A 25,711-nucleotide genomic window follows, 5' to 3' on the forward strand; every position below is an offset into this window, starting at 1 on the left:
CCTTGTCAGTAGGCGCGGGTCGGGCGGTCGAACACACGGCGACCGAGGGCGGAGGCGGCGAGGTCGACCATGACTTGGGCGGTCCGCCCGCGCTCATCCAGAAACGGGTTCAACTCTACCAGATCGAGAGAGGTCATCAGCCCGCTGTCGTGCAGCATTTCCATCACCAGATGGCCTTCGCGCACCGTCGCACCGCCCGGCACGGTGGTTCCGACCGCTGGCGCCACGGCGGGATCGAGAAAATCGACATCCAGTGAGACATGCAGCATCCCCTCTGCCGCCGCCACCCGGTCCAGAAACGCGGCCAGCGGTTTGGCGATCCCGTGCTCGTCGATCTCGCGCATGTCCACGCGCTGAATGGCAGTGCCTTGCAGGGCGGCCTGCTCGGCGCTGTCGACCGAGCGCAGGCCGATGATGGCGATGTTCTCCTGTGGCAGCGGGGTTTTGATCGCGGGAAAGCCGTCGAAATCGGGGCGCCCGGTTACATAGCCCAGGGGCGTGCCATGCAGGTGACCGCTGTCGGTGGTGGCCGGCGTATGGAAGTCGCTATGGGCATCGAGCCAGAGCACAAAGAGTGGGCGTTTGACGGTCTCGGCATGGCGCATGGCTCCCAAGACCGTTCCGAGTGACAGCGCGTGATCCCCGCCCATGAAGATCGGCATCCCGTCGGGGAGCGCCCTTTCGGCCGCCGCCGCCAGGGAGACTGTCCAGCCAATGGTTTCCTGCAAGGCGTGCAGCCGGGCATGCGGCTCTGCGGTGAAGCGGGCGGGCGCGACGTTTCCGCGATCTTCGACCCGATGGCCCAGATCACGCAGGGCGCGGGCAAGGTCCGCGGTGCGGTAGGCATCCGGCCCCATCAAACAGCCGCGCCGTCGTTTGCCGCTGTCGACGGGTGCGCCGATGAGAATGCAGTTCTTGTGGGTCATCAGGGGCTCCGTTTGCTCTCCTGATTCCCTGTTTAGGGTTCGAAACGTATTGCCATCAAGCACTCAAAATGTGCAGTATGATGGCTATCTGGGCGAAATGAGTGGTTACGATGGACGAAATGGACAGGCGGTTGATTGGGGCGCTGCGGCATGACGCGCGCGCCTCGCTGTCACAACTTGCGTCTCTGTTGGGCTGGTCGCGCACGACCGTCCGGGCACGGCTCGACAAGCTTAAGGCGAATGGCGAGATTTTAGGCTTTTCCGTCGTCTTGAAATCAGAGCAGATGCGCGATGCGGTGCGCGGCCTGATGATGATCGCAATTGAAGGGCGCGGAACAGACCGTATCATTCGTCAGCTCAATGCCATGCCGGAGATGCGGCGGGTCTATTCGACCAATGGCCGCTGGGATGTCATTGTGGAGATCGGCACCGACACGCTTGAGCAGTTCGATGATATTCTGTTCCGGGTCCGCCGTCTGGACGGGGTCACGGCCAGCGAGACCAGCCTCTTGCTGGCGACCCGAAAGACAGTCTAGGCGCGCCGCAACGCCATCAGCCAGAAGCCCACAAGGGCCAGGGAAATCACCGCGTTCCACCCGGCCATGCTGAGACCGAACATCTGCCAGGGAATCTCGTCGCAGCGCACCAAGGGGGCCGCGAGAATCTGGTCGAGCAGGGCCTCCGCGCTGATCCCGTCAATCGCGCCCGCACTGCAGGAGCTGGGGCCTTGCCACCAGCCTTGCTCCACCCCCATGTGATAGAATCCGATGCCCGAAGTGGTCGCGGCGGCCAGCGCGCCAATCACCAGCAGACCCTTTTGCCGCACGGTCAGTGCCAGCGCGCCCACGGCAACAGCGATCCCGTGGGGATAGCGCTGCCAGATACACATCTGGCACGGGGCCATCCCGCCCAGATGCTGAAAGGCATAGGCCCCCGCCAGCAAGAGACCGGAGCCCATAAAGGCGATCAGAAGGGTCTGTCTGGCAGTCATAGAAACCTGAGCACGTAAAAGCCCCCAAAGAGCAGGACGACAAACAGAATGAACATCAAACCCAGGCGGCGTTCAATGAAATCCCGGATCGGTGCGCCGTATTTCCACAAAAGCACCGCAACCAGATAGAACCGCAGGCCGCGCGCGAGGATGGAGGTCAGCACAAAGGTCAAAAGCGGCATGCTGGTCCAGCCGGACATGATGGTGATGACCTTGTAGGGAAACGGTGTCACGCCAGCGGTGAGCACGGCCCAGAACCCCAGGTCGTTGAATCTGGTGTTGAACGCCTCCATCGCTTCGGCCTTGCCAAGGCTCTGCAGGACCGGCTGGCCGATGCTCTCAAAGGCGAATGCACCAATTGCATAGCCCAGAAGCCCACCCAGCACCGAGGACACCAGTGCAACGGTCGCGATCAACCAGGCCCGCGACGGCGCGGCCAGGATCATCGGGATCATCAGCACATCCGGCGGGATCGGAAAGACAGAGCTTTCGATAAAGCTGAAAAAGGCCAGAACCCACAGCGCCTGCGGGTGTTCCACCTTGCTGAGCATCCAGTCGTAGAGTTTTCTGAGCATCTGCCGCTTTCCTGCTGCCTGTCCGGCAGGGCAAGAGCATGGTGATCTGCACAGGTCAAGGTGGCGGGGGGGAAAAGTGCGAAAATCCTCTTGCCGGGCGGGCGCGCACGCGGTAAGTCGCTGTCGTTGCCCAAGTGGCGGAATGGTAGACGCAGGGGATTCAAAATCCCCCGCCGCAAGGCGTGCCGGTTCGAGTCCGGCCTTGGGTACCACGCATCAGCGCCAGATAGTTTGACCAGGGTCGATTCGGCCCGTGTGCCCCGATGTGGTGTTGTCTTTGCGCACCTTGCGAGAAACCGGGTCTGCCCGATGTGATTCCCGCTTTGAGTATCCTCTGCGCTGCAAAACCGTTGTCGCCGTGTGTTCTGCGCGCTCTCAATCCAACGGAGGTCGGGAGTGTCAGAGGCGACCCATCTGCGGCCCGGTCATGCAAAGGTTTGGAAATTAGGACTTTGAAACAGACGCTTGCTGTTCCTGAGGCTCAAAACAGAAGGCTGGCCTGACGGTCCATGCCGCCGCACGGCGGCGGCTTGACGTCCGCAACGCGGATGATCTGCTTCGGCCCTGATATGGTTGAGGTTACTGGCGTCGATCCGACGACCGTCAGGGCTGGCGGGTTGCCCGCCATGCCGCCCAGTCTTCGGGGGTGTCGAGGTCACGCCGCGCGCGCCGGCCGGGCAGGGGCACCGGAACGGTGCGGTCGCGATGCTGACGCACCACCTCCTGGCCGCCGGTGTCGCCCGACAGCCGAGAGAGGTCCGCGAACAGCGGGTTGGCAAAGACGATGGGATGGCCCGGCGCGCCCTCCTGGGTGGTGCCGCGCCAAATCACGGCCGTGCGATCCTGATCCATCGCCGCAAACACGCAGCGCAGGTCTTCTGCGGTCAACTCCGGCAGGTCCGCCAGCAGCACCATGACCGCGGGGCAGTCTTGCGGCAGCGCTGCCAGCGCCCCTTTGAGGCTTGCGCTCATGCCCAGAGCGGCGTCCGGGATGGGGCAGGGTGTGACATCGCACCCCTCAAGGGTTGCATAGCGGGGATGCGGCGCGGGCGGCAGGGCGACGATCACCGGCCCGGATGTTGCTGCGCGCGCGGTCTCTGCCCGGTCGCGCAGCAACGGCTTTCCGTCGATCTGTTCCAGCAGTTTGTCCCGCCCGCGCATCCGGGAGGACTGCCCGGCGGCCAACAGAATGATGGGCAAGCGGGAGAGGTCTGTTTGTTTCATAGGCTCTGCCTACCGCAGCTGACGGGCGCGCGAAAGCGTCAGCCCCGCATCCGCTGTCCCGTCGGGTCAAAGGACGGCACCCGCACGACGCGGGCGGGGCGCATTTCCCCGAGGATTTCAATCGCGACCCGCTCGGTGCTGTCCACTTTCTCTCGTGGCAGGAAGCCAAGGGCCAGCGAGGCCTGGCTGTGATGCGCATAGCCACCGGAGGTGCAAAAACCGACAACCTCACCGTCTAGCCAGATCGGCTCATAGCCCTGCACATCCGCATCCTCGGCGTCCACGTCGAACCAGACAAGCTGGCGCGCGGGGCCGGTGGCACGCTCGGCCTCTGCCGCCGCGCGCCCGATGAAGTCTGTGTCCTTTTTCCAGTGTATGAACCGATCCAGCCCCGTCTCGGCTGCGGTATAATCGGGCGAGAACTCTGCCATCCAACTGCCAAAGAACCGATCCAACCGCAGCGACATCATCGCCCGCATGCCAAAGGGGGTCATCCCGTGCGCCTGTCCGGCCTCCCACAGCACCTGCCAGAGCGCGCGCTGGCTTTGGACATCGCAGTAGATCTCGTAGCCGAGATCTCCGGTATAGCTGACGCGCTGCACGAGGCAGTCCGCCATCCCGATCGTCATGCGCCGCACGTCCAGAAAGGCAAGATCGACTGCGTCTCGGGTCGCGGCCCCCAGCACCTCGCGTGCTTTGGGTCCCGCGATCTGAAACCCGGTCAGCGTATCGGAGAGGTTTTCGATCAAGACCCCATCCCGATCCTGTTGCAGGAACCAGCGCCAGTGAAAGGCCTGCGCGCCATAGGAGGCGGTCAGGCGAAACTCGGTCTCGCTCAGGCAGGAGATCGTGAAATCCCCGATCAGCCTGCCCTGCGGCGACAGCATCGGTGACAGGCTGAGCCGCCCCGGTTTGGGCACCCGACCGGCCATGACCCGGTCGAGCCAGGCACGCGCCTGAACCCCGGACACACGGTACTTGCCGAAGTTCTGAAGTTCATTGATTCCAACCGCTTGCCGGACGGATTTCACCTCGCGTGCGACCGCGTCAAAGGCATCAGAGCGGCGAAAGGACGGTGTCTCGTAGTCAGGCTCACTCCCTTGGGCAAAGTAATTCGCCACCTCCAGCCCGTACTGCTGGCCCCAGACAGCGCCCATCCGGGTGAAGGTGTCATACATCGGCGTGGTGCGGAACGGGCGGGCGGCGGGCAGCTCTTCGTTCGGGTAAGCCACGGAAAAGCGTTTCTGGTAGTTCTCGATCACCTTGGGACGGGTGTAGCCCGGCGTGATCCAGGTGCCAAAGCGCGCCACATCCATCGCCATCACATCGCGCTCCGGCTCGCCTTCGATGATCCACTGGGCGAGCGTCAGACCGACACCGCCGCCCTGGCTGAAGCCCGCCATCACGCCGCAGGCGGACCAGTAGTTGCGCATGCCCGGCACCGGCCCGACAAGCGGGTTGCCATCGGGGGCAAAGGTAAAGGGGCCGTGGATCACCGATTTCACCCCCGCCGTGGCGAGCACCGGAAAGCGCTGATAGGCAAACTCGATGGAGCTTTCGATCTTGTCGAAATCATCGGGCAGCAGCTCATGCCCGAACGACCACGGTGTGCCATCGACGGCCCAGGGTTTGCAGGGCTGCTCGTAAAACCCGATGCAAAGCCCGCGCCCCTCCTGCCGCAGATAGCTCTCGCCCGCGGGGTCCATCACATGCGGATGCTCGCTGTCGCGCTCGAAGATCTCGGGGATGTCATCGGTGACGATGTATTGATGCTCCATCGGGTGCAGGGGAAAGTAGACACCCGCCATCGCCCCCACCTCGCGGGCCCAAAGACCGCCCGCGTTGACCACATGTTCGGCATGCACGGTGCCCTTGTCGGTGACCACGTCCCAGGTGCCGTCGGCGCGCTGGGTGGTCTCGCGCACCATGCAATGGGTTTCAATCGTGGCGCCACCCATGCGGGCCGCCTTGGCATAGGCGTGCGTGGTGCCGGAAGGATCAAGATGCCCGTCGAGCGGATCGTAGAGCGCGCCGATGATCCCCTCCAGATTGGTGATGGGGGCGATTCTGGCGATCTCTTCGGGCCCCACGATTTCCGTATCCAGCCCCATGAAGCGGTGCTTTGCCCGCTCCGCCAGCAGCATGTCGAAGCGGTCACGGTTGTCTGCCAGCGTCACACCGCCCACGTGATGCAACCCGCAAGACAGCCCCGTGATCTCCTCCAGCTCCTTGTAGAGACGAATGGTATAGCCCTGCAGGGCCGCCATGTTGGTGTCCCCGTTGAGCGTATGAAACCCGCCCGCCGCGTGCCAGGTGGAGCCCGATGTCAGCTCGGACCGCTCCAGCAGCATCACATCGGACCAGCCGAGCTTGGTCAGATGGTAGAGCACGGAGGCCCCCACGACGCCTCCGCCGATGACAGCTACGCGGGTTGTGGTTTCCATGGCGACCTCCGGTCAGTGGTTTTCAGCAAACTGCGCATCTGGACTGCAGAAGGCTGGGCTGAAAACGACCAATCATGCCGTTTTGAGGATCGCAGGGAGCAGGTGGGCAGGGGGGTGGGGGCCTGCTGTTACAAAAATCCTTCGCCACTGCAACTGGAACAGCGGCGCGACCGGGTGCCGTAGCAGGCATCGCAGCGGCCAAAGACCGGCTTGCCCAGACGGTCCCGGCTTTTGAGGATGCGACCTTGCCCGCCGCAGCTGACGCAGCGGGCCTGACCGGACCCGTGGCAGCGATGACATCGGCGCTTGGCTTCGGGCTTGGGTGTCTTGCGATCATGGGGGGCGTATTTGTCCATCACCTTTTCTTTTTTCCGCTGTGACGCAGGGTCAACAAACCATAGCGCGGCTGCTCTGTCACCACTGCCGGGGGCTTTTTGGCACCCGTGGCCGTAGCGGTGGCTGCAGGCACCCTGTGTCAGATGTCATGTGCGTTTGGTTTTTCGCGCATGCTCTGGCCCGGGGCTGCAAGATGGCATGGCGCAGCCAAGGTCTGGGAAAAGGTCAAAGTGACCTGTGCTGCGGAAACGACCAAGGGGTGTTATTCAGCTTTCTGGAGTTTGAGGATGATCTCGGGGCTGCCTTCATCGAACGCGGCACCATCCCAATCACCGGTAACGGAGACCGTACGCAGACCGGCCATCGCCGCCAGCTCCTGAATCGTGGGGAGCGGCATAAAGCGGAGTTTGCTTTGAGAAAACGTCGGCTTGTCGCTGTTGCTGAAAGCATAGCTCTCGGAAAGTGTTATGACCTCTCCCTCAATCGCTTCCACGTCCCGGGTGACCTTTACGGTGCCACCACCGCTCAGTGAGACAGGCGGTGCCCCATGCGAGGGCGTCCATCGCTCCCAGGCCTTCGCTGCAGGATTACGTGTCTCGAACCAGAAAGAAGCCCCTTCGGACATCCGAATGGCAACATCTCGAAATAACGCAAGCACCTGGTCTTCGGCCAAAAGGCACTGAAAGGCATGGCCTGTCATCACGGCAGCATCAAAGCGCTCTTTTTGATCCAGATCCGCCACGAAACCCACAACCCACATCACTTCATTTGCACCGCTCTTTGATTTGGCGGCAGCAACCATCTGGGGGGCGGGGTCAATCGCGGTGGTGGCATATCCTGCTGACGCAAGCGCGCGCGCAAAACGCCCCGTCCCGCATCCGATATCCAGGATTCGACGTGGCGGAGTCGGGAGGCGCGCGCGATAGAAATCAAAGTCGGACCTTGATGCGTTCAAGGCGTCGTAGACCTCAACGAGGCGTTCTTCTCGATACAGCTGGTCCATGGAAGCTACTTCTCACGAACATATCGTCTCGTAAACAGTCGGCACCAATTGCGAGCGCTCAGCAACGCTGTGGCGGGCTTTCCGGCAAGGACCTGAAGAGATTGATTTTGTCCTGCGGGGCGGGCCCTGGATCAGGATCTCTCGGCGTTTCGGTCAAAGATGGCTTGCGTACTGGTCTTCCGGCAGACCGAACAGCATGAGGTGAATGTAGAATTGACCGGCATGCGATGCGATGGCCTGTTGCTCAGGTGCGACCAGAAATGTCGCCGGGGGGCCAACCAAGACGGCGCCAGAGGGGCAGGATGATGCAAGTTCACGCTCAACAGAAAGTTCCCCCATGCGCACCCACGCCCAAGCAGTCGTCATCGGAGGCGGCGTGATTGGATGCTCGATCCTCTATCACCTGACCAAGATGGGCTGGACGGATGTGGTCTTGCTGGAACGGGATGAGCTGACGTCTGGGTCCACATGGCATGCGGCTGCCAACATCCACGGCCTGCATGACAGCACCAACATCAGTCGCATCCAGCACTATACCATGACTCTCTATAACAGCCTTGAGGCGGAGACCGGTCAAAGTTGCGGGGTTTTTCAGCCTGGCGCGCTCTATCTCGCGCAGACAGAAGCGCGCGAACATCAGTTGCGCTTGCAGGCGGCCAAGGCAAAGCTATACGGCATGAATTTTCACGAGGTGAGCCAGAAGGAGGCCGAGCGGCTGCATCCGCTTGTCGATTTCGAGGGCATCCGGTGCATCATGTGGGAACCGGACGGTGGCAATGTGGACCCTTCGGGGGTGACCCATGCCTATGCGGCGGGGGCCCGCGCGGCGGGGGCGGAGATCATCCGCTTTTGCCCGGTGACCGGCACGGAGCAGCAACCGGATGGCAGCTGGATCGTACGCACGCCCAAAGGCGAGATTGCGACCGAGTGGGTCGTGAATGCCGCGGGCCTTTGGGGGCGCGAGGTGGCGGCGCTGGCGGGGCTGACGCTGCCCTTGCAACCTACCGAGCACCAGTATTTTGTCACCGAAACCATTGCCGAGATCGCCGCGCTGGATCGTCGCCTGCCGTCGGTCGCGGATCGGGACGGCGAGTATTATCTGCGGCAGGAAGGCCAGGGGCTGCTGGTCGGAGCCTATGAAAAGGCGGTGGCGTTCTGGGCCGAGGAGGGCACTCCGCAAGGATTCGGCCATGAGCTTTTCGCAGACGATCTGGAGCGGATCGAGGACAATGTGCTGCGCGCCATCGACCGGGTGCCCGTGGTGGGCAGGGCCGGGATCAAGAGGGTGATAAACGGCCCGATGATCTGGTCACCCGACAGCAACGTGCTATTTGGTCCGGTGCCGGAGCTTGGCAACTATTTCTGTTGCAACGGCATCATTCCGGGCTTTTCGCAATCGGGCGGCATGGGGCTGCTGGCCGCCGACTGGATTGTGACCGGTGAGACGCGATACGATATGTTTGCCTGGGATATCGCGCGGTTCGGGGCCTGGGCGGACAAAGCCTTCACCCGCGCGCGGGTGGGCGACCAATACGCCAACCGTTTCAAGATCCATTTCCCGCAGGAAGAGCGCGCCGCAGGTCGGCCCCTGCGCCACCGCCCGGCTTATGACGCTCAACAGGCCGCAGGGGCGGTGTTCGGGCTGAACAGCGGGTGGGAGCATCCGCTCTATTACGGGCAAGCGGCAGGATCGGAGGATCAGACCCACGGCTTTACCCGGCAGAACTGGTGGCATCAGGTGGGCGCGGAATGCCGGATGCTGCGCCGCCATGCCGGCATCATCGACATCTCAAATTTCGCCAAATACCGCTGCGCCGGGCCGGGGGCCGAGACCTGGCTGAACGCGGTCTTTGCCAACAAGATGCCCAGGTCGGTGGGCCGGTCCTGCCTGACGCCGCTGATTGGCAAACGCGGCGGCATTGCGGGCGATTTCACCGTCACGCGGGTGGCGGAGGAGGCGTTCTGGATCATCGGCTCAGGGCTGGCAGAGCGGTATCACCAGCGGTTCTTCAATGTCGTTCCGCTGCCGCATGGCACGCGTTTTGAAAGCCAGACGGACGCCATCTGCGGCTTTAACGTGGCGGGGCCGAGATCAAGGGAGATCTTGCAGCGGCTCACCCCGACCTCGCTTGCGACCGAAGATTTCCCCTTCATGCGCTCAAAGTGGATCGAGCTCAATGGCATAGGCGTGCTGGCGTTGCGGGTCAGCTTTACCGGCGATCTGGGATGGGAGCTTCATTGCGCGACCAAAGATCAACTGCCGCTCTTTGAGGCGTTGCTGCCGGCGGGGCGGGATTTCAATGTGGGGCCTGTTGGCAGCCGCGCCCTGATGAGCTTGCGTATCGAAAAGGGCTATGGCTCCTGGGGGCGCGAATACAGTCCCGAATACTGGCCACAAGAGGTGGGGCTCGACCGGCTTTGCAAGTTGGAGAAGGATTTCCTGAACAAGGAGGCCGTGATCGAAACGCTTGCTAGAGCGCCGCGCGAGCACTTGGTGATGCTGGCGCTGGATCATGCGCAGACCGAGGCGTCGAATGCTGATGCGACAGGCGGGGAACCCATTTTCAAGGACGGGCAGGGGGTTGGTCGGGTCACCTCAGGTACCTATGGGTACAGCGTCGGCATGAGCCTTGCCATGGGCTATGTGACAGACGTGCAGCCCGGCGATCAGGTTGAGGTGATGGTGCTGGGTCAGCCGCATCGCGCCACGATCCTGCACAAGCCGCCCTTTGATCCGGAGGGGGAAAGGCTTCGCGCTTAGGGCTGTCACGCACGCCATAAAAAAAGCCGCGCAACTGAATGCGCGGCTTAAGGATCCTGTCAGACTTGCGTCTTAGCTGGCGCGCTTGCGACGGCGCATCAGGCCCATGCCGCCAAGAGCGGACAGAAGCATGAAGCCAGCGGCTGGCAGTGGCACAGCTGTGACGTTGATGTTGTCGATGCCCCAGCCGATGTTGCGTGTCCCGCCTGGTGTCGTACCAACGATTTGGACTTCATCAAACAGACCGCTGTAGGAAACGGTTACAACTTCCGCATCCAGTGTTGTGTCGTCTGAGGAAACCGTGATCGAGTCCACGAATGCGCCCATGTAGAAATATGAGAACACGAATGTTTCGTGGTTGCTGGTGTTGTTCGGACCATCAATGTCAACGATGTCGAAAGACAGCGCCGCCAGATCTGTCCCGAAAGACAACGTCATGTCCGTGTTGCCGTTGAAATCACCCGTCAGGAAGATATCACCGAAATCAACCGGAAAGGGGTTGGCGTTGTTCGGGCTGTCGTTTGGTACGAAGCCGTTTGAAGGACCGCCTGTCTTGACCAACTGCATGTCTTCTGTCGACGTGAAGGTTATGCCTCCATTCGAGTAGGATGTTCCGACATTGGTCACATTCGGATCCGGGTTGAGGGGGGATTCGTTTTCGAAGTCAACCACAGCACCAAATGCCGCTGTTGTGGACATAGCGAAAATGCCCGCCAGAATACTTGCTTTATACATATTGCCTCCTTGGCAGAAAACGCGCCTTAACAAACGCAACTAGAACGTGCATCCCATTGATACAGTTTAATGTTTGATTAATATCTCTAAACGGCGCGGGGCTGTCCAGCGAATTTCCGCTTAATAAATTAAAAAGCTGGTATTTCCCGTATAGGTTATGCAGATGACCCGATTCACGTCCAAATTTGGCCTAATTCTTCGGTATACTGATCCCCTGCCGGTGGAGTCTGACGCCACGTCACAAATTGATTCTGCCACCTTTACGTGTGCGGATAGCCTTGGCCGCCTGATCCGTGGTCCGCGCCGTTAACCTTTAGAGGGGTCTTATCTTAAGCTCTGTGATCCGGTTGCCATCCCGCGCGCAGACCTCGAAGCGGAAGCCATGAAAGGAAAAAACCTGACCCGTGGTCGGGATCATCTGGGCCTCGTGGATCACCAGCCCGGCAACCGTGTTGGCTTCCTCATCGGGCAGGTTCCAATCCGTGGCGCGGTTCAGGTCCCGAATGGTCATCGCTCCTTCGATCACATATTGCCCGTCATCGGTCGGTTGCAGAGTTTGCTCATCCAGCGGATCATGTTCATCGGTGATCTCGCCGACGATCTCTTCGAGGATGTCTTCCAGCGTGATGAGACCTTGCAGGGAGCCATATTCATCGACCACCAGCGCAAAATGGGTGCGCCTGCGCAAAAACTGGCGCATCTGCTCATCGAGGGTTGACGTCTCCGGCACGAAGTAGGGTTTCATCGCCACATCGGAGAGTTTGAAGCTGCGCAGCTTTGACGCGTCGCCTTCGGGGCCGCCGATGATCTTGTACATCGCGCGCAGAAGATCCTTGGCGTGAATGACTCCGATGATGTTTTCGGGATCGTCCTGAAAGACGGGCAGCCTTGTGTGGTTTGACTGCAGACACTGCTGCAGGATGTTCTCTGCCGCGTCGTCGGCATTTATCATTTCGATGCCGGAACGATGCAGCATGATTTCCTCCACCACGCGCTCGTTCAAATCCAGCGCGCCGAGAATACGGTCTCGGTGCTCTTTCTCGACCACCCCTTCGGAGTGCCCAAGGGTCAGGGCGCCCTCGATCTCTGCATGGACGTCGAGGATGTTGCTGTCGGGATCGATCGTAACCCCGAAGACCCGCAGCACCCCGCGCACCAGCAGACGGACTGCCGCCACGATCGGCGCAAAAACGGTCACCACCACGGAGATGGGCCGCGAGACAAGGCTCGCGGCCTTCTCCGAATTGGTGATCGCGTAGGTCTTTGGCAGCACCTCGGCAAAGATCAGCACCAGAAGTGTCATGACCAGCGTGGCCAGCGCCACGCCGCTTTCCCCGAAGGCGCGGGTGAAGATCGAGGTCGCCAGCGAGGCGGCAAGAATGTTGACAAGGTTGTTGCCCAGCAGAACCGACCCGATCAGACGTTCGTTGTCTTCGGTGATCAGCAGCGCGCGCTCCGCCCCCTTGCTGCCCTTGTCGGCGATGGAGCGCAGCTTGCCGCGCGAGGCGGCGGTCAGCGCGGTCTCAGAGCCGGAGAAAAAGCCCGAAAGCACCAAGAGAAACAGAATTACGCCGGATGTGATCCAGAAAGTCGCGTCAAGCGTTGCAGTGGCCGTGTCCATTTGGGAGGATACCTCTAAAAGTGATGTCCATGGTATGGGCACGTCCGAGGTGTCATTCAAGAGAGGAGCGCTGATGCATCGCGATCTGGGGGTTATTGACGGCGCTCTGTTGCTGTTTGGTGGGCCCTATTCGAATCTTCAGGCAATGCAGGCCGTGATGGAGATCGCGCGGGATCTTGGCATCTCCGGGCGCAACATGATCTGCACCGGTGATGTGGTGGCCTATGCGGGCGATCCCGCGCCGACGGTGGCTCTGGTGCGTGAAAGCGGTGCCACCGTCGTGGCTGGCAACTGCGAAAAGCAACTGGCGCAAGGGGCGCTGGACTGCGGATGCGGTTTTGAGGAGGGGTCCGCCTGTGATCTGCTCAGCGCGGGGTGGTACAGTGTTGCGAGCGCCCAGATCGGCCCCGCCGACCGGGCCTGGATGGCGGGGTGCCCCGATCTGGTCAGTTTCCGGCATCAGGGCGCGCGCTACGCGGTGATCCACGGCGGGGTGTCGGATATTGCGCGGTTTATCTGGCCCAGCACCGCCCGGACGGTCTTTGAGCAGGAATGGGCACTCATAGAAGAGCGCATCGGCCCGGTGGATCATGTCATCGCCGGGCACAGCGGTCTGCCGTTTATCCGCCAGCTTGGGGCGGGCCGCTGGATCAATCCGGGTGTCATCGGGATGCCGCCGCACGATGGGGCGCAACAGACGCGATACGGCGTGTTGGACGGCGGCGAGGTTCTGATCCACCGGCTGAGCTATGATGTGGAGGCCGCCCATGCCGCGATGCTGCGGGCGGGACTCAATCAGGGCTATCACACCGCGTTGCGCAGTGGCTACTGGCCGTCCGAGGAGGTATTGCCTGCCGAATTACGCGCGTCGTCCCTGGCCAGGGGGTGATGGGTCAGGACCAGTTCTGACAACCGGGCCTCCAGCACATGGGTATAGATTTCGGTGGTGGCCACATCCGCGTGGCCCAGCAGCGTCTGGATCGACCGCAAATCGGCCCCATTGGCCAGAAGATGCGTGGCAAAGGCATGTCTGAGCGTGTGCGGGGTCACCTTGTCGGGACTCACACCTGCGGTGACGGCGAATTCCTTGATGAGCAGGTAAAACCGGTGCCGGGTCAGATGCCCGGAAGTGCCCCGCGAGGCAAACAGGAATTTGGAGGGCGCGCGCCCCTTGGCCTTTTGATCGGCGGCGGTGGCGTCCCAGACCTCGATCCAGGCGGCAAGGGCGGTGCGCGCGGGCGGCGAGAGCGGCACCATCCGTTCCTTGCCGCCCTTGCCGCGGATCAGAAGCATGCGGGGGTCGCCGCGCGCGGCGGAGACCGGCAGGCTGACAAGCTCCGTCACGCGCATGCCGGTGGCGTAAAGCAGTTCCATCAGGCAGATGTTGCGGAGGCGATCCGAGGTGTTGCGGCCGGAGCTGCGCGCAGCCTCCAGCAGCCTGTCGACTTCTTCTTCCGAAAGGGTTTTGGGCAGTTTCCTGTCGCGCCCCGGTCCCATGATCTGAAGGGCAGGGTTGTCGTCGCGCCAGCCTTCTTCAAAGGCAAAGCGGTAGAGCTGTTTGATGGCCGAAAGCCTGCGGGCGCGTGTCGCCCGTGACAACCCCTGCGCGTCGCAGGCGATCAGATAGGCCTCCACATCCGCTTGTGTCACGGCGTGAAATTGTGCGGCGCGGTGGTCCAGCCAGGCTTCAAAATCCTTCAGATCCCGACCATAGGCCAGAAGCGTGTTGCGGGCGGCCCCCAGCTCAGCGGCCTGCGCCTCCAGAAAGGCGGAAATCCAATGGGGGCCGGCAGCCGTCAACTGTAGCGTTCCAGCAAAAGCGTTTGCAGGGCCGCGCGGCGCACGGTGTCCTCCAGCCCCAGCGCCCGCAGGGTGGCCAGCGCCTGCGTCAGGGCCAGCGGATCCCCCGCCGCGCCGTCATCGAGCAGGGTCAGCGCGCGCAGGAGCGCCTCTCCCATGCGTCCGTTGCGGGCCATCTCCATCAGGTCCCGCCGGGCGTTTTGCACGTCAAAGCCTGCGAGGATCGCGGCGCGTATGGGGTCCTCTGCCGTCAGCCCCTCAACCTGACCCGCGGCAATTCCGGACAGAAACGCGGGCACCCCGTTTTGCGCGGCAACCTGGGCGTAGGACGCTGACAGCAAAGCCATGGATTGCGCAATCTCTGCCGGTTTTCCTGTCAGCGGGTACCGCATCAGCGCCTCGGCAAAGAGGTCGGAAAAGATCAGCTCGAGGCCCGCGGCCTGCATCGCGCCCCATGCGGGGGGCAGGCTTTTGGCGATGGCGTCGGTTGAACGGGTGCGCAGGGCCGTCTCAAACCGCTGCACGGCGCGGGCCCGGTCCCAGACCCCGCCCGAGGCCGCGGGCTGGCGCGCCGTGTAAAGACCCAGCAGCCGGTTGGCCGGCAGCACGCCGGTCACCGCCAGACGCTCGGCGGCTTCGAGCTGTGGTTTCCACCCGGCCAGATCGCGTAGATCGGCCACCGCATAGGCCCGCGGCAGGGTGCCGGTTGGCATCGGCTCACCAATCGCCTCATGCAGCCGGAACAACAGCGGGGACATGTGGTCGGGCCGGGGCAGGGGGGCGGCATCCTCATAGGCTTCGGCGTGCAGAAACCGCTCCAGCGCGGCGGCTTCCGCGTCTGGCAGGGCGTCCAGTGAGCGCCCGGTGTCAAAGAGCAGCGCCGCCGTGGGCCAGTCGCCCTGCCGCGCAGCACAAAATGTCCGGTGTCCGAGCGAAGGGGCCAGATGCGGGTGTGCGGCCAGAATGGCACAGGCCCGGTCTTCTGCACCGGTCAGCAGGGCCACATCCATATAGGCCGAGAAATGGGCCACATCGCGGGTCACATCTGCCTGTTCCAGCAAGGCCATTGCCGGGTCCGGCGCGCCGAAACGCATCAGGGCGTCCACCCGGGCAAGGGTCAGCAGATCTTCGCCCTCGACATCCGCGCCGGGGCCCTCCGCCTCCGTCAGCAAGACTGTGAAAAGTAATGCCTGCGCCGCCGGCAACCTGAAATCGGCCAGCGCGTCTAGCTGCCCCTTGAGGGTCTCGGCCATGCTGCCCGACCACAGCCCTTCGGGCAGGCCGGTGACCGATGCCGGCACCAGGCCGATGATCCGCCGGGCCTCTTCGCTCAGCGGGCTCACCGTCACCTCCGGCGCCAAGGCACCGGGGCTGACCGGTGGCTCGAACGTCCTTTGTGGGAGGGCCGAGGTGATCGCGGGCTGGTCGGGATTGCGTTTGACCCAATCGATGACCGACAGCGGTTGCTCTTGTGCGGCGGCTGCAAAACCGACCCCGCAGAGCACGCCGCAGAGATATGAAAGAGGTTTAATTCGCATCCAGCGTGACAGGTGTTCGGTTTTCGGTTTGGGGCGCGGAAAAATCGACCCCGAAGAAGGGCCCGACATAGGCATAGCCCGCCAGCGCGATCATTCCGATGACCGCAAGAAAGATCAGAAATTTGAAGAGCCGAAACATAATACTGCCTTTTGTGCCTGCCGTTTTTCTTTAAGATATATATGGCCTTTCTACCAATATCACGTCATTCAAGCGATTATGAGCGAAATTGAGCAATCTGCGGCCGAAACCGGTCAAACACACAGATTTGTGTTGAAAAAGACAATCGTCATGGTCGGCATGATGGGCGCGGGCAAGACGGCTGTGGGCCGGGCGCTGGCGCAGCTTCTGGGGGTGGCGTTTCTCGATTCGGATCACGAGATCGAGGAGGCCGCCAATATGACCGTCCCCGAGATTTTTGCCCGCGATGGCGAGGCGTTCTTCCGGGCCCGCGAGAGCGAAGTGATCAATCGGCTCCTGGGCGGGGCGGCCTGTGTGCTGTCCACCGGCGGCGGGGCGTTTCTATCGCCCGTGAACCGGCGCGCGATTTCGCAAAAGGGGGTGTCGGTCTGGCTTGATGCGGATATCAAGCTGTTGTGGAATCGCGTGAAACATCGCGACACCCGTCCGCTTTTGCGCACGCAGGACCCCGAGGCGACGCTGACCAAGCTGTTTGAGGCCCGCGTGCCGGAGTATGCCAAGGCCGATCTGCGCGTGCCCTGCGCACCGCCGGTGGCCATCGACAAGATGGCGCTGCGGGTGGCGGAGGTTTTGCTCGCCCGCCCCGATGTTCTGGAGAAATCAGATGCGTGAAACCGTCCATGTCGATTTGCCCGGTCGCGCCTATGACGTGCTGATCGGGCCGGGGCTGATTGCGGAGGCCGGCGCGCAGATCGCGCCGCTGCTGACGCGGCCAAGGGTTGCCGTTCTGACCGATGAGCGTGTGGCCGAGCTGCATCTGACCGCCCTTGAGGCCGGGTTGGCGGCGGCAGGGATTACCATGCAGGCGCTACGCTTGCCCGCCGGAGAGGCCACCAAATCCTGGCGGCCGCTGGAGGGGTCGGTCGGCTGGCTCCTCGACCAGAAGGTGGAGCGGGGCGACATCGTTGTGGCCTTTGGCGGGGGTGTGATCGGTGATCTTGCAGGCTTTGCCGCCGCCATCCTGCGCCGGGGAGTGCGGTTCGTGCAGATCCCGACCTCCCTCTTGGCGCAGGTCGACAGCTCCGTGGGCGGCAAGACCGGGATCAACGCAGCCCAGGGCAAGAACCTGATCGGCGCCTTCCATCAACCCAGCCTCGTGCTGGCCGACACCGATACTCTGGGCACGCTGACCCCGCGTGATTTTCTGGCCGGATATGGCGAGGTGGTCAAATACGGCCTGCTTGGGGACGCTGACTTCTTTGCCTGGCTCGAAGAGCAGGGACCGGTTCTGGCGGCGGGCGATCTGTCCGCGCGTGTCGAGGCCGTGCGCCGGTCGGTGCAGATGAAAGCCGACATCGTGGCGCGGGACGAGACGGAGCAGGGCGACCGCGGCCTGTTGAACCTCGGGCACACCTTTGGCCATGCGCTGGAGGCAGCGACGGGCTATTCTGACCGGCTGTTGCATGGCGAAGGCGTGGCGATCGGCTGTGCCATGGCGTTTGAGTTGTCCGCGCGCATGGGGCTTTGTGCGCAGGAATGCCCCAGCCGGGTGCGTGCGCACCTGAGCGATATGGGCATGAAAACCGACCTGCGTGATATTCCCGGCGATCTGCCCGATGCGGAGGCTCTGCTTGCGCTGATGGGACAGGACAAGAAGGTGGTGCAGGGTCAGTTGAGGTTCATTCTGGCGCGCGGCATTGGGGAGGCTTTTGTCACCGCCGATGTGGCCGCAAATGACGTTCTGGGCGTTCTGAACGATGCTTTGGATCAGCGAATATAGCGTGCCGGGGATCACCCCTGCGGGTCAGGGGGGACGCAGGACCATCGCGAATTTATCTTCTGCCGAAAATCCCGCGGCTTCGTAAAAGCCCTTTGCGCCCCGCTTCCGGCCCGTCATCAGCATCAGCTTATAGGCGTTGCGGGCCCAGGCCATATCGGCGGCAGCATGCAGAAGCGCCTTGCCCAACCCCCGATGCCGGAACTCCCGCGCGGTCACCACGTTTTCGATCAACCCGTAAGGGCGCCCGCCCCAGGTGACATTGGGCATAAGATGCAAGGTGACCATCGCGCGCGGCTGCTGATCCACCTCTGCCCCGAGGACCGTGGTGCCGGGGTGATGCAAAACGGCCCTGAAAGCGGCGACGTCCTGTGTCTCAGGGCCGAATGTCAGTGTATTATAGAGTACCAGAGCTGCCGCTGTGTCCGCCTCTGTCAAAGGCCGGATCAGCGGCAGCCCTGGCATCAGAAGGGGATTTCGTCGTCCAGATCACGGGAGGGTGTCGGGCTGGGAGAGCCGTCGCCGCCGCCATAGCTGTCACCGCCCCGGTCGTCATAGCCCGATGACTGGCCGCCGCCGCCGTATCCGCCGCCCCCGCTGCCACCGCCATCGCGTCCGTCCAGCATGGTCAGCGTCCCGCCATAGCCCTGCAAGACCACTTCAGTGGAATAGCGGTCCTGACCGGATTGATCCTGCCATTTGCGGGTTTGCAACTGGCCCTCGATGTACACCTTGGAGCCCTTGCGCAGATATTGTTCGGCCACGCGCACCAGACCTTCCTGAAAGATCGCAACCGAGTGCCATTCGGTGCGCTCTTTCCGCTCGCCTGTGTTGCGGTCTTTCCAGGTCTCGGAGGTTGCGATCCGCAGATTGCAAACCTTGCCACCGTTCTGAAAGCTGCGCACCTCAGGGTCACGCCCCAGGTTGCCGATGAGAATTACCTTGTTGACTGAGCCGGCCATCGTGCCTCCCCCTTGATCCTTTTCTGGTCGCGCGCCTGGTGGCCTGCTGGCCTCCGAATCCAAACCGCCGACGATTTGGCTCAACTTATACTGGCTCCGAGGGGTTTGAAACGGGTAATGAAGACCCCGGCGGCGCTTTGCGTTTCCGCACGCGGAAGGGCTGGCAAAAACACACAGAATTGCTATGGTCGCGCCACGATGAGGCATGTGGGTCTGGGTGATGTTTAAACGGATTGCGATTTTCATGGCAGTGACGCTGGCTGCAACTGCCGTGGCGCAGGCACAGACCGTGTCGACAAAGAGCCGCAGCAAGCTTTTTGAATCGCAGATCAGCGTGCTCGATAACCGAGCGGCCAGCCAGTACAACAGTTCAGTACGGCTCCAGCCGCCGTCGGTCATCACCCCCAGCAAATGGAATGCGCCGCAGTACAACGGGGCCTATCGGGGCGAGTATCTGGAGATGGCGCGCGCGGCAGCCCGCAAACATGGCGTGCCCGAGGATCTTTTCCTCCGGCTGGTCCAGCAGGAATCGGCGTGGAACCCGACGGCGCGGTCGCACAAGGGCGCCTTGGGGCTGGCGCAACTGATGCCGGGGACCGCGCGCTATCTGCGGGTTGATCCGATGGACCCGCGCGAAAATCTGGAGGGTGGCGCGCGCTATCTCAAGAAACAATACGAGACCTTTCGATCCTGGCGCCTGGCGCTTGCGGCTTATAATGCCGGGCCGAATGCTGTGAAAAGGCACGGCGGCATCCCGCCCTTCAAAGAGACCCAGAACTATGTCCGCGCCATCACGGGCAGCTGACACACTCTGGCGGTGACGCCGGATACCACATTTGAAAAGGCGATTTCACAAAGGCTCCGCAAAGCCTCCTCCTTGCTGTCACAAGCGCGCCCAGATTCGCCCCTAAATGGGTCTTGGGGGTTAACGAGGGAGAGCCGGCATGGCGACTGACAATTTCCACGCGCGCCTGGAACGCATTCAAAAGACACAACAGCACGCGCCCATCTCAAAACCCTCCAGCTTTCGGACCCCGGGCGTTGCCGGGATCGCAGCCGCCGGGCGCGTGAAGCGCCGCCGTCGGCGTCATCCGGTCATGGAGCATCTGATGTCGGTTGCTTTCGGCATTGTCTCGGGCGGCCTGATTGCTGTTGCGCTGATCGGTCTGTCGCTTCAAGGGGGTCCCTGGGGGCCGGGAACGCCCTGGCACGACATCGCCTTTTACCCCATCATGGCCGGGCTGGCACTTGCGCCCCTGCTGATGTGCGTGTCGCTCCTTGTGGCGTCCCGCCGCCCCGGTTTTGCACTCTTCTCGCTTGGATACCTCAGCGGTGTTGTGATCCCGCTTTTTGTCTGAGGAGGCCTCGGATTTTCCGCCCTGCCTTGAGCAGACAGGCGGCTCCAACCGACTGACCGCTCTATTCAGCGGCAACCCCCACTTCGATCACCGGTTCCATCTGCGCCAGCTTCTCGTCGCTCAGATGGCATTTGATCTGGTGGTTGCCCGCCAGCGTCCGCACCGGCGGGACCTCTTTTTCGCACAAGCCCCCTGGCACCTCTGATTTCCAGTTGCACCGGGTCTGGAACGGGCACCCGCTGGGCGGATTCATGGCGGAGGGAATGTCCCCCTCCAGCACCACCTGCTTTTTCGTGACACGGGTATCGGCAATCGGCACCGCCGAGAGCAGCGCCTCCGTGTAGGGATGATAGGGCGGGGCAAAGACCTGATCCGTGGTGCCCAGTTCGACCACATGGCCCAGATACATCACCATCACCCGGTCGCTGAGATAGCGCACGATGGAGAGGTCATGGCTGATAAAGAGCAAGGTGGTCTTGTGCTCGCGCTGGATTTCCATCAGCAGATCGGTGACCGCGGCCTGCACTGACACATCCAGCGCCGAGACCGGCTCATCCGCCACCACGATCCGCGCATCCCCGGCAAAGGCGCGCGCGATGCCCACGCGCTGTTTCTGCCCGCCCGAAAGCTGCCGCGGCATGCGGGTTGCGAACTCGCGCGGCAGCTTGACCAGATCGAGCAGTTTCAACATCCGGTCCGTGCGGTCGCGCTCATTCTCGCCAATGCCGAAAATCTCCAGCGCGCGGATGATCTGGCGGCCCACGGTCATCGAAGGGTTCAGCGTGTCGAAGGGGTTCTGAAACACCATCTGGATGTCGGCCACGGTCTGGGTGTCACGCGCCTCGATGGGGATGTCCTGAATGGGTTTGTTGCCCAGCAGGATTTCGCCTTCGGTCGCGGTCTCAAGCCCCATCAGCACCTTGGCAAAGGTGGATTTGCCACAGCCGGATTCGCCCACAATCGCCAGCGTCTCGGATTCGCGCGCCTCAAAGGACAGCGTCTCATTTGCCTTCACGACACGTTTGTTACCGCCCCCAAAGATCGCATTCGCGGTGACCTCGTAGTATTTCTTCAGGTTGTCCATTTTGAGGACCACGTCGCCGATCTCGCCCTTGGATTTGACCTCCGCCAATTGCAACGGGGCCGCCCAGTCGATTTCCTTGAATTTCACGCAGCGCGAGGCGTGAAGGCTGTGGCCGGGGACGTCCTCCATCTCAATGACGCCCTGATCGCAGCGCCCGGCCTCGAAGTAATCGCAGCGCGGGCCGAAATTGCAGCCGTCGGGGCGCTCGTGGGGCAGGGGGAAATTGCCCGGGATCGCCACCAGCGGTCGCGCGTTCTTGTCGGCGCCGGGCAGCGGGATCGACCGGAACAGCGCCTGCGTATAGGGGTGTTGCATGCGGTCAAAGACATCCTTGATCGACCCCCGCTCGACCGCTTCGCCGGAGTACATCACACAGATGCGGTCGCAGGTCTCCAGCACCAGCCCGAGGTTGTGGCTGATGAACAGCATCGAGGTGCCGTATTTGCGGCCCAGATCCTTGACCAGATCCACGATGGCGGCCTCCACCGTCACATCAAGCGCCGTGGTAGGCTCGTCCAGAATGAGCAGGGACGGCTCTGACATCAGCGCCATGGCGATGACGATTCGCTGCTGCTGCCCGCCCGAGAGCTGATGCGGAAAAGAGTTCAGGATCCGCTTGGGGTCGGGCAGTTTCACATCAGTGACCACCTGCAGGGCGCGGTCATAGGCCTCTTTTTCCGAGGCCCCCTGATGGATCATCGGCACCTCCATCAGCTGCTTGCCGACTTTCATCGCTGGGTTCAGCGAGGCCATGGGCTCCTGATAGATCATCGCGATCTCGGAGCCGCGGATGTGGCGGAGCTCTTCGTCGCTCATTGTACTGAGATCGCGGCCCTTGAACTTGATCGAGCCGCCAACGATGCGGCCGTTCTTGCCCAGATCCTGCATGACACCGAGGGCCACGGTGGATTTGCCGCAGCCGGATTCGCCCACAAGACCCACCGCCTCGCCGGGCTTCACCCAGACCGAGAAATCCATCACCGCCGGAATTTCCCGCAGCCGGGTGAAAAAGGAAATCGATAGCTTGTCGATCTCGAGGATGGGGCCGTCGTAGTCAGGCTTTGGCATTCGGTTTCTCCTTTTTGGAGCACGCCGGCGACCGCTTTCGGTCGTCCGGCTTGTGAATCGTGTCGGGCCCGGAGCGGCGGCGGCCCATCAGTCGCGCAGGCTTTCTTCGCGCAGGCCATCGGCCAGCAGGTTCAGACCCAGCACCAGCGTCAGCAGGGCGACCGCCGGGGCAATCGCGGCATGCGGGTAAAGCGCCAGCAGACGGCGGCCTGCGTTGATCGTGGTACCCCAGTCCGGGCTTTCCGACGCCAGCCCCAGACCAAAGAACCCCAGGGTTCCGAGCAGGATCGTGGTATAGCCAATGCGCAGGCAGAAATCGACGATCAGCGGCCCGCGGGCGTTGGGCAGAATTTCCCATAGCATGATGTACCACGGTCCTTCACCGCGGGTCTGGGCGGCGGCCACATAGTCGCGGGTCTTGATGTCCATCGCGAGCCCCCGCACGATCCGAAAGACCGTGGGCGCGTTCACAAACACCACCGAGACAAAGACCACCAGAATGCCCGGATCGATGTCAAAGAGATCGAGGAACCCCGGCAGGCCGGGGATGGAATAGGTCGGCGTGGCCACCACCGCGCCGTTGGTCGAGACAAGCGAGAGATACAGCCAGCCCAAAAGCCCCAGCACCCCGATCAGCAGGGGGGTGCGGACGCTGGGCTGCGTGTAATAGCGCGCGTTCAGCAGGATGCCCACAAAGACCAGTGGAAAGATGAACAGGAACAAAGCCATGTAGTTGGGAATGCCGGTCAGCACGATCTCTGGCGTAACCAGCAGGTAAAAGAGCAAGATCACCGGGAAGGCGAGAATGAGGTTGGCCAGGAAGGACAGCACCGTGTCCAGACGTCCGCCGTAGTATCCCGCAGGCAGGCCCAGCGTGATCCCTACCATGAAGGCAAAGAGCGTCGCGACCGGGGCGATCTGCACCACGATCCAGGCGCCCTTTATCAGACGGCTGAAGACATCGCGCGCCAGGTTGTCGCCGCCCAGCAGGAAATAGGCGTATTCGCCCTCTTCGGCACGGCTCATCGGGGTGCCGGGGAGTTTGTTTTTCATGCCCGAGACCTGGCTCAGCGGATCATGCGTCACCAGCATGTCCAGCGGGCCGCCGAAGATGCCGACAAAGACCCAGAACATCACCAGCGCAAAACCGATCATCCCGATGGTGCTGTCAAAAAGCTTGCCGTAAAGCCCGAGGCGACGCTTGTAGGTGATCGAGAGGGCAAAGAGGACAATCAGCGCGATCCAGACCGGACCGAGCTGAATGAACATGCGGGCGAGGATGTTGCCCCAGGACAGTTCTTCCATGACCAGTCCTCCCTTTAAGCGATGCGGATGCGGGGGTTGAGGTAGACGTAGCCGATATCGGAGATCAGCTGCGTGACCAGAACCACGAAGACGGAGACAACGGAGACCGCGAGCAGCAACTCGATGTCATTGTTTGATGCGGCCTGCACCAGCAGCCAGCCAAAGCCTTTGTAGTTAAAGAGCGTCTCGACAATCACCACGCCGTTGAGCAGCCAGGGGAACTGCAGCATGATGACGGTAAAGGGAGCGATCAGCGCATTGCGCAGCGCGTGTTTCAGCACGATATCAGAGAATTTGACCCCCTTGAGCCGGGCGGTGCGGATGTATTGTGCGGTCATCACCTCGGTCATCGAGGCGCGGGTCATGCGCGCGATATAGCCCATCCCATAAAGCGAGATCGTCAGCACCGGCAGGGTGAAGTTCTCGAAGGTGGCGTTTTCCATGGCCGAGGTCGCCGATCCCTTGAACCACTTCAACCCAAAGGCCGAGGAGGCAAAGACCGCGATAAAGATCACGCCCGACACGTATTCAGGCGTGGCGGTCGAGGCGATCGAAAAGGTGGACAGGGAGCGGTCGAGTTTGGAGCCCTCCCGCATGCCCGCCAGCACGCCCACGAGCAACGCCATGGGCACCATCAGCAGCATCACCGCAAACATCAGCTTGCCGGTCAGCCCCAGACGCGTGCTGACGATGCTGCCGACCTCATCCTTGAACACCGTCGAATAGCCCCAGTCGCCTTGCAGCACGCCGCAATACGCCGGTCGCTGCTCTTGGGGTGTCCCGCCTGAAAAACAGCGCCCGGTGGTCACCCCGTCTTCCTCGTGGATCCAGCCCGGCAGCACACCAAGCCACTGACCGAACTTGACCGGCATCGGTTGCAGATAGCCGTTCTTGTCCAGATAGCTTGCCACGGCCTCATCCGACATGCGGAAGTTGCCTTGGGTCTTGGCGAGCTTTTCGAGGTTGGGATAAAGGTTCGTCAGCCAGAACACGATGAAAGTCAGGCAGAGCGCCGTCAATAACATCACGCCCAGCCGTCTGAGGATGAATAGTCCCATGTATGCCCCTGTTGTCAGGCTATGGCGGGTGTTCCCCGCGCCGTTTCAGGCGCTTAGATGCCATTCTTTTCTGTTTGTAGCCCCATCAGGCATGAGATTCTGTGCAAGGTCAATGGAAGCCAGCGCCGAAAAATGTTTTATTTGCGACATTTTTGACGTCGCAAACAGGCCTGTCGCCTTCCTGAGCAGTTGCGGGGAATTATGCGGCGTCTCTGATCCGGGCGGCCGCTTTGCGCAGCGCAGAGGGGGTGGCCTGCGTGTGATGCTGCATGAACCGGGTGAAATAGGCGGCACTGCCAAAGCCGAGGCTTCTGGCAATATCCTGCGCCGGTACCGTGGTTCTGGTCAGCAGATCGCGGGCCTCGTAAAGGATGCGTTCGGTCAGCAGGTCGGCGGCGGTCTTGCCTGTGGCCGCCTTGCAGGCGCGGGTCAGATGGGTTGGGGTCACGGAGAGGGCCGCCGCATGATCGGCCATGGTCAGGGGCGCGTGAAAATGCGCGGTGATCCGGCGCATATAGGCAGCACTCAGCCGAATGGCGGCATTGGGGCGGGGCTGGATATGTTCCTCCATCGCCAGTTGCCGTTGCAGCCAGACCGCGATCAAGGCGCCATGGGCGGTCAAGGCCTGATCCATCAGCGGGCGGCGGCCTTGCTGCTCGCGGGTGGCCCCTTCCATCAGAGCCATGAATTCAGAGATCGCCCCCGCCTCGCGGATCCGCAGTTGCACGGGGCGTTGCGGCAGTGTCAGGGCGGCGCCGTCCGGCACGACCACCGCCTGCCCAAATCCCTGCCGCCCCAGATCAAGCGCAAAAAGCTGGCGGGGCGGGATGACGATCAGATTATGCGTGCCGACGCCGCGCCGCTGACCGTCGAGCAGCAGCCGCCCCTGACCACGCGTTGTCCAGATCAGCAAATAGTCGGGCCGGTCATGCGCCAGCGTCAAGCGCCAGTCCTGCCCGGCGCTGAGCTGCGGCAACGTCATGATCTTTGGACTGTCGTGTGACAT

25 protein-coding genes and 1 tRNA gene are annotated in these 25,711 nt (G+C 62.3%); 8 read left to right on the plus strand and 18 right to left on the minus strand.

Going from position 1 to position 25,711, the window contains the following annotated elements; genetic code table 11:
• Positions 1-5: 5 nt before the first annotated feature.
• Positions 6-926: an arginase gene (rocF, locus tag H7847_RS03065; protein ID WP_227267918.1), complete on the minus strand. Its 921-nt coding sequence runs from the start codon at positions 924-926 to the stop codon at positions 6-8.
• Positions 927-1,036: 110 nt separating this feature from the next.
• Between rocF and H7847_RS03070 the strand changes: the two genes are divergently transcribed.
• A complete protein-coding gene (locus tag H7847_RS03070; RefSeq protein WP_227267919.1) occupies positions 1,037-1,462 on the plus strand; it encodes an Lrp/AsnC family transcriptional regulator in 426 nt (141 codons plus the stop codon).
• On the opposite strand, the gene H7847_RS03075 is transcribed toward H7847_RS03070, so the two are convergent.
• The gene (locus tag H7847_RS03075) at positions 1,459-1,917 is read right to left on the minus strand and encodes a disulfide bond formation protein B (RefSeq protein ID WP_227267920.1); all 459 of its coding nucleotides are present in this window, start codon (positions 1,915-1,917) and stop codon (positions 1,459-1,461) included. The genes H7847_RS03070 and H7847_RS03075 overlap by 4 nt on opposite strands.
• Complete coding sequence (locus H7847_RS03080; protein ID WP_227267921.1) at positions 1,914-2,492, minus strand: YqaA family protein; 579 nt, start codon at positions 2,490-2,492, stop codon at positions 1,914-1,916. Before H7847_RS03080 ends, H7847_RS03075 begins: the two co-directional genes overlap by 4 nt.
• 128 nt (positions 2,493-2,620) lie before the next feature.
• On the opposite strand from H7847_RS03080, the gene H7847_RS03085 reads away from it, so the two are divergent.
• Positions 2,621-2,704: transfer RNA gene (locus H7847_RS03085), tRNA-Leu, on the plus strand.
• A 391-nt stretch (positions 2,705-3,095) separates the two neighbouring features.
• On the opposite strand, the gene H7847_RS03090 is transcribed toward H7847_RS03085, so the two are convergent.
• From H7847_RS03090 to H7847_RS03105, 4 genes are all read right to left on the minus strand, one after another.
• On the minus strand, positions 3,096-3,716 hold the full coding sequence (locus H7847_RS03090; protein WP_227267922.1) for a nucleotidyltransferase family protein: 621 nt from the start codon (positions 3,714-3,716) through the stop codon (positions 3,096-3,098).
• A gap of 38 nt (positions 3,717-3,754) precedes the next feature.
• Positions 3,755-6,160, minus strand: a complete 2,406-nt coding sequence (locus H7847_RS03095) for a GcvT family protein (RefSeq protein WP_227267923.1) — start codon at positions 6,158-6,160, stop codon at positions 3,755-3,757.
• Between the two features lie 128 nt (positions 6,161-6,288).
• Positions 6,289-6,516, minus strand: coding sequence for a hypothetical protein (locus H7847_RS03100; protein ID WP_227267924.1), 228 nt, complete (start codon positions 6,514-6,516; stop codon positions 6,289-6,291).
• 242 nt (positions 6,517-6,758) lie between these two features.
• The gene (locus H7847_RS03105; RefSeq protein ID WP_227267925.1) at positions 6,759-7,499 is read right to left on the minus strand and encodes a class I SAM-dependent methyltransferase; all 741 of its coding nucleotides are present in this window, start codon (positions 7,497-7,499) and stop codon (positions 6,759-6,761) included.
• Positions 7,500-7,836: 337 nt separating this feature from the next.
• Here H7847_RS03105 and H7847_RS03110 point away from each other — a divergent pair, with 337 nt between their 5' ends.
• Positions 7,837-10,260 carry a GcvT family protein gene (locus H7847_RS03110; RefSeq protein WP_227267926.1) on the plus strand — a complete coding sequence of 808 codons (2,424 nt, stop codon included), beginning with the start codon at positions 7,837-7,839 and terminating at the stop codon, positions 10,258-10,260.
• Positions 10,261-10,332: 72 nt separating this feature from the next.
• On the opposite strand, the gene H7847_RS03115 is transcribed toward H7847_RS03110, so the two are convergent.
• Both H7847_RS03115 and H7847_RS03120 read right to left on the minus strand, forming a co-directional pair.
• The gene (locus H7847_RS03115; protein WP_227267927.1) at positions 10,333-10,995 is read right to left on the minus strand and encodes a VPLPA-CTERM sorting domain-containing protein; all 663 of its coding nucleotides are present in this window, start codon (positions 10,993-10,995) and stop codon (positions 10,333-10,335) included.
• A gap of 313 nt (positions 10,996-11,308) precedes the next feature.
• Positions 11,309-12,616 carry an HlyC/CorC family transporter gene (locus H7847_RS03120; RefSeq protein ID WP_227267928.1) on the minus strand — a complete coding sequence of 436 codons (1,308 nt, stop codon included), beginning with the start codon at positions 12,614-12,616 and terminating at the stop codon, positions 11,309-11,311.
• Positions 12,617-12,689: 73 nt separating this feature from the next.
• Between H7847_RS03120 and H7847_RS03125 the strand changes: the two genes are divergently transcribed.
• Positions 12,690-13,505 carry a metallophosphoesterase family protein gene (locus H7847_RS03125; RefSeq protein ID WP_319799739.1) on the plus strand — a complete coding sequence of 272 codons (816 nt, stop codon included), beginning with the start codon at positions 12,690-12,692 and terminating at the stop codon, positions 13,503-13,505.
• On the opposite strand, the gene H7847_RS03130 is transcribed toward H7847_RS03125, so the two are convergent.
• From H7847_RS03130 to H7847_RS03140, 3 genes are read right to left on the minus strand one after another with little or no spacing between them, the layout of a single operon-like run.
• Positions 13,442-14,416 (minus strand): site-specific tyrosine recombinase XerD, encoded by a 975-nt coding sequence (locus H7847_RS03130; RefSeq protein WP_227267929.1) that lies wholly within the window; start codon positions 14,414-14,416, stop codon positions 13,442-13,444. The two genes, H7847_RS03125 and H7847_RS03130, sit on opposite strands and share 64 nt — an antisense overlap.
• Positions 14,413-15,954: a hypothetical protein gene (locus tag H7847_RS03135; protein WP_227267930.1), complete on the minus strand. Its 1,542-nt coding sequence runs from the start codon at positions 15,952-15,954 to the stop codon at positions 14,413-14,415. Before H7847_RS03135 ends, H7847_RS03130 begins: the two co-directional genes overlap by 4 nt.
• Positions 15,944-16,093, minus strand: a complete 150-nt coding sequence (locus H7847_RS03140) for a hypothetical protein (RefSeq protein ID WP_227267931.1) — start codon at positions 16,091-16,093, stop codon at positions 15,944-15,946. The genes H7847_RS03135 and H7847_RS03140 overlap by 11 nt, the downstream gene beginning before the upstream one ends.
• A gap of 78 nt (positions 16,094-16,171) precedes the next feature.
• On the opposite strand from H7847_RS03140, the gene H7847_RS03145 reads away from it, so the two are divergent.
• Both H7847_RS03145 and aroB read left to right on the plus strand, forming a co-directional pair.
• Positions 16,172-16,765, plus strand: a complete 594-nt coding sequence (locus H7847_RS03145; RefSeq protein ID WP_227267932.1) for a shikimate kinase — start codon at positions 16,172-16,174, stop codon at positions 16,763-16,765.
• On the plus strand, positions 16,758-17,873 hold the full coding sequence (gene aroB / locus H7847_RS03150) for a 3-dehydroquinate synthase (protein WP_227267933.1): 1,116 nt from the start codon (positions 16,758-16,760) through the stop codon (positions 17,871-17,873). Before H7847_RS03145 ends, aroB begins: the two co-directional genes overlap by 8 nt.
• Positions 17,874-17,897: 24 nt before the next feature.
• Here the strand turns inward: aroB and H7847_RS03155 are convergent, their stop codons facing one another.
• Complete coding sequence (locus H7847_RS03155) at positions 17,898-18,335, minus strand: GNAT family N-acetyltransferase (protein ID WP_227267934.1); 438 nt, start codon at positions 18,333-18,335, stop codon at positions 17,898-17,900.
• Entirely contained in the window at positions 18,335-18,832 is a 498-nt protein-coding gene (ssb, locus tag H7847_RS03160; protein WP_227267935.1) for a single-stranded DNA-binding protein, read from the minus strand. Before ssb ends, H7847_RS03155 begins: the two co-directional genes overlap by 1 nt.
• A gap of 220 nt (positions 18,833-19,052) precedes the next feature.
• On the opposite strand from ssb, the gene H7847_RS03165 reads away from it, so the two are divergent.
• Entirely contained in the window at positions 19,053-19,637 is a 585-nt protein-coding gene (locus H7847_RS03165; RefSeq protein ID WP_406675958.1) for a lytic transglycosylase domain-containing protein, read from the plus strand.
• A gap of 139 nt (positions 19,638-19,776) precedes the next feature.
• Positions 19,777-20,190 (plus strand): hypothetical protein, encoded by a 414-nt coding sequence (locus H7847_RS03170; protein ID WP_227267936.1) that lies wholly within the window; start codon positions 19,777-19,779, stop codon positions 20,188-20,190.
• A gap of 61 nt (positions 20,191-20,251) precedes the next feature.
• On the opposite strand, the gene H7847_RS03175 is transcribed toward H7847_RS03170, so the two are convergent.
• The 4 genes from H7847_RS03175 to H7847_RS03190 form a co-directional block, all read right to left on the minus strand.
• Entirely contained in the window at positions 20,252-22,342 is a 2,091-nt protein-coding gene (locus H7847_RS03175; protein WP_227267937.1) for a dipeptide ABC transporter ATP-binding protein, read from the minus strand.
• 87 nt (positions 22,343-22,429) lie between these two features.
• A complete protein-coding gene (locus tag H7847_RS03180) occupies positions 22,430-23,647 on the minus strand; it encodes an ABC transporter permease (protein WP_227267938.1) in 1,218 nt (405 codons plus the stop codon).
• Between the two features lie 14 nt (positions 23,648-23,661).
• Positions 23,662-24,705, minus strand: coding sequence for an ABC transporter permease (locus H7847_RS03185; protein WP_227267939.1), 1,044 nt, complete (start codon positions 24,703-24,705; stop codon positions 23,662-23,664).
• 199 nt (positions 24,706-24,904) lie between these two features.
• Entirely contained in the window at positions 24,905-25,711 is an 807-nt protein-coding gene (locus tag H7847_RS03190) for a helix-turn-helix domain-containing protein (protein ID WP_227267940.1), read from the minus strand.

Origin of the sequence: Roseobacter weihaiensis, from assembly GCF_020622345.1 — a bacterium.
In the GTDB taxonomy this organism is placed as follows: Bacteria; Pseudomonadota; Alphaproteobacteria; order Rhodobacterales; family Rhodobacteraceae; genus Roseobacter; species Roseobacter weihaiensis.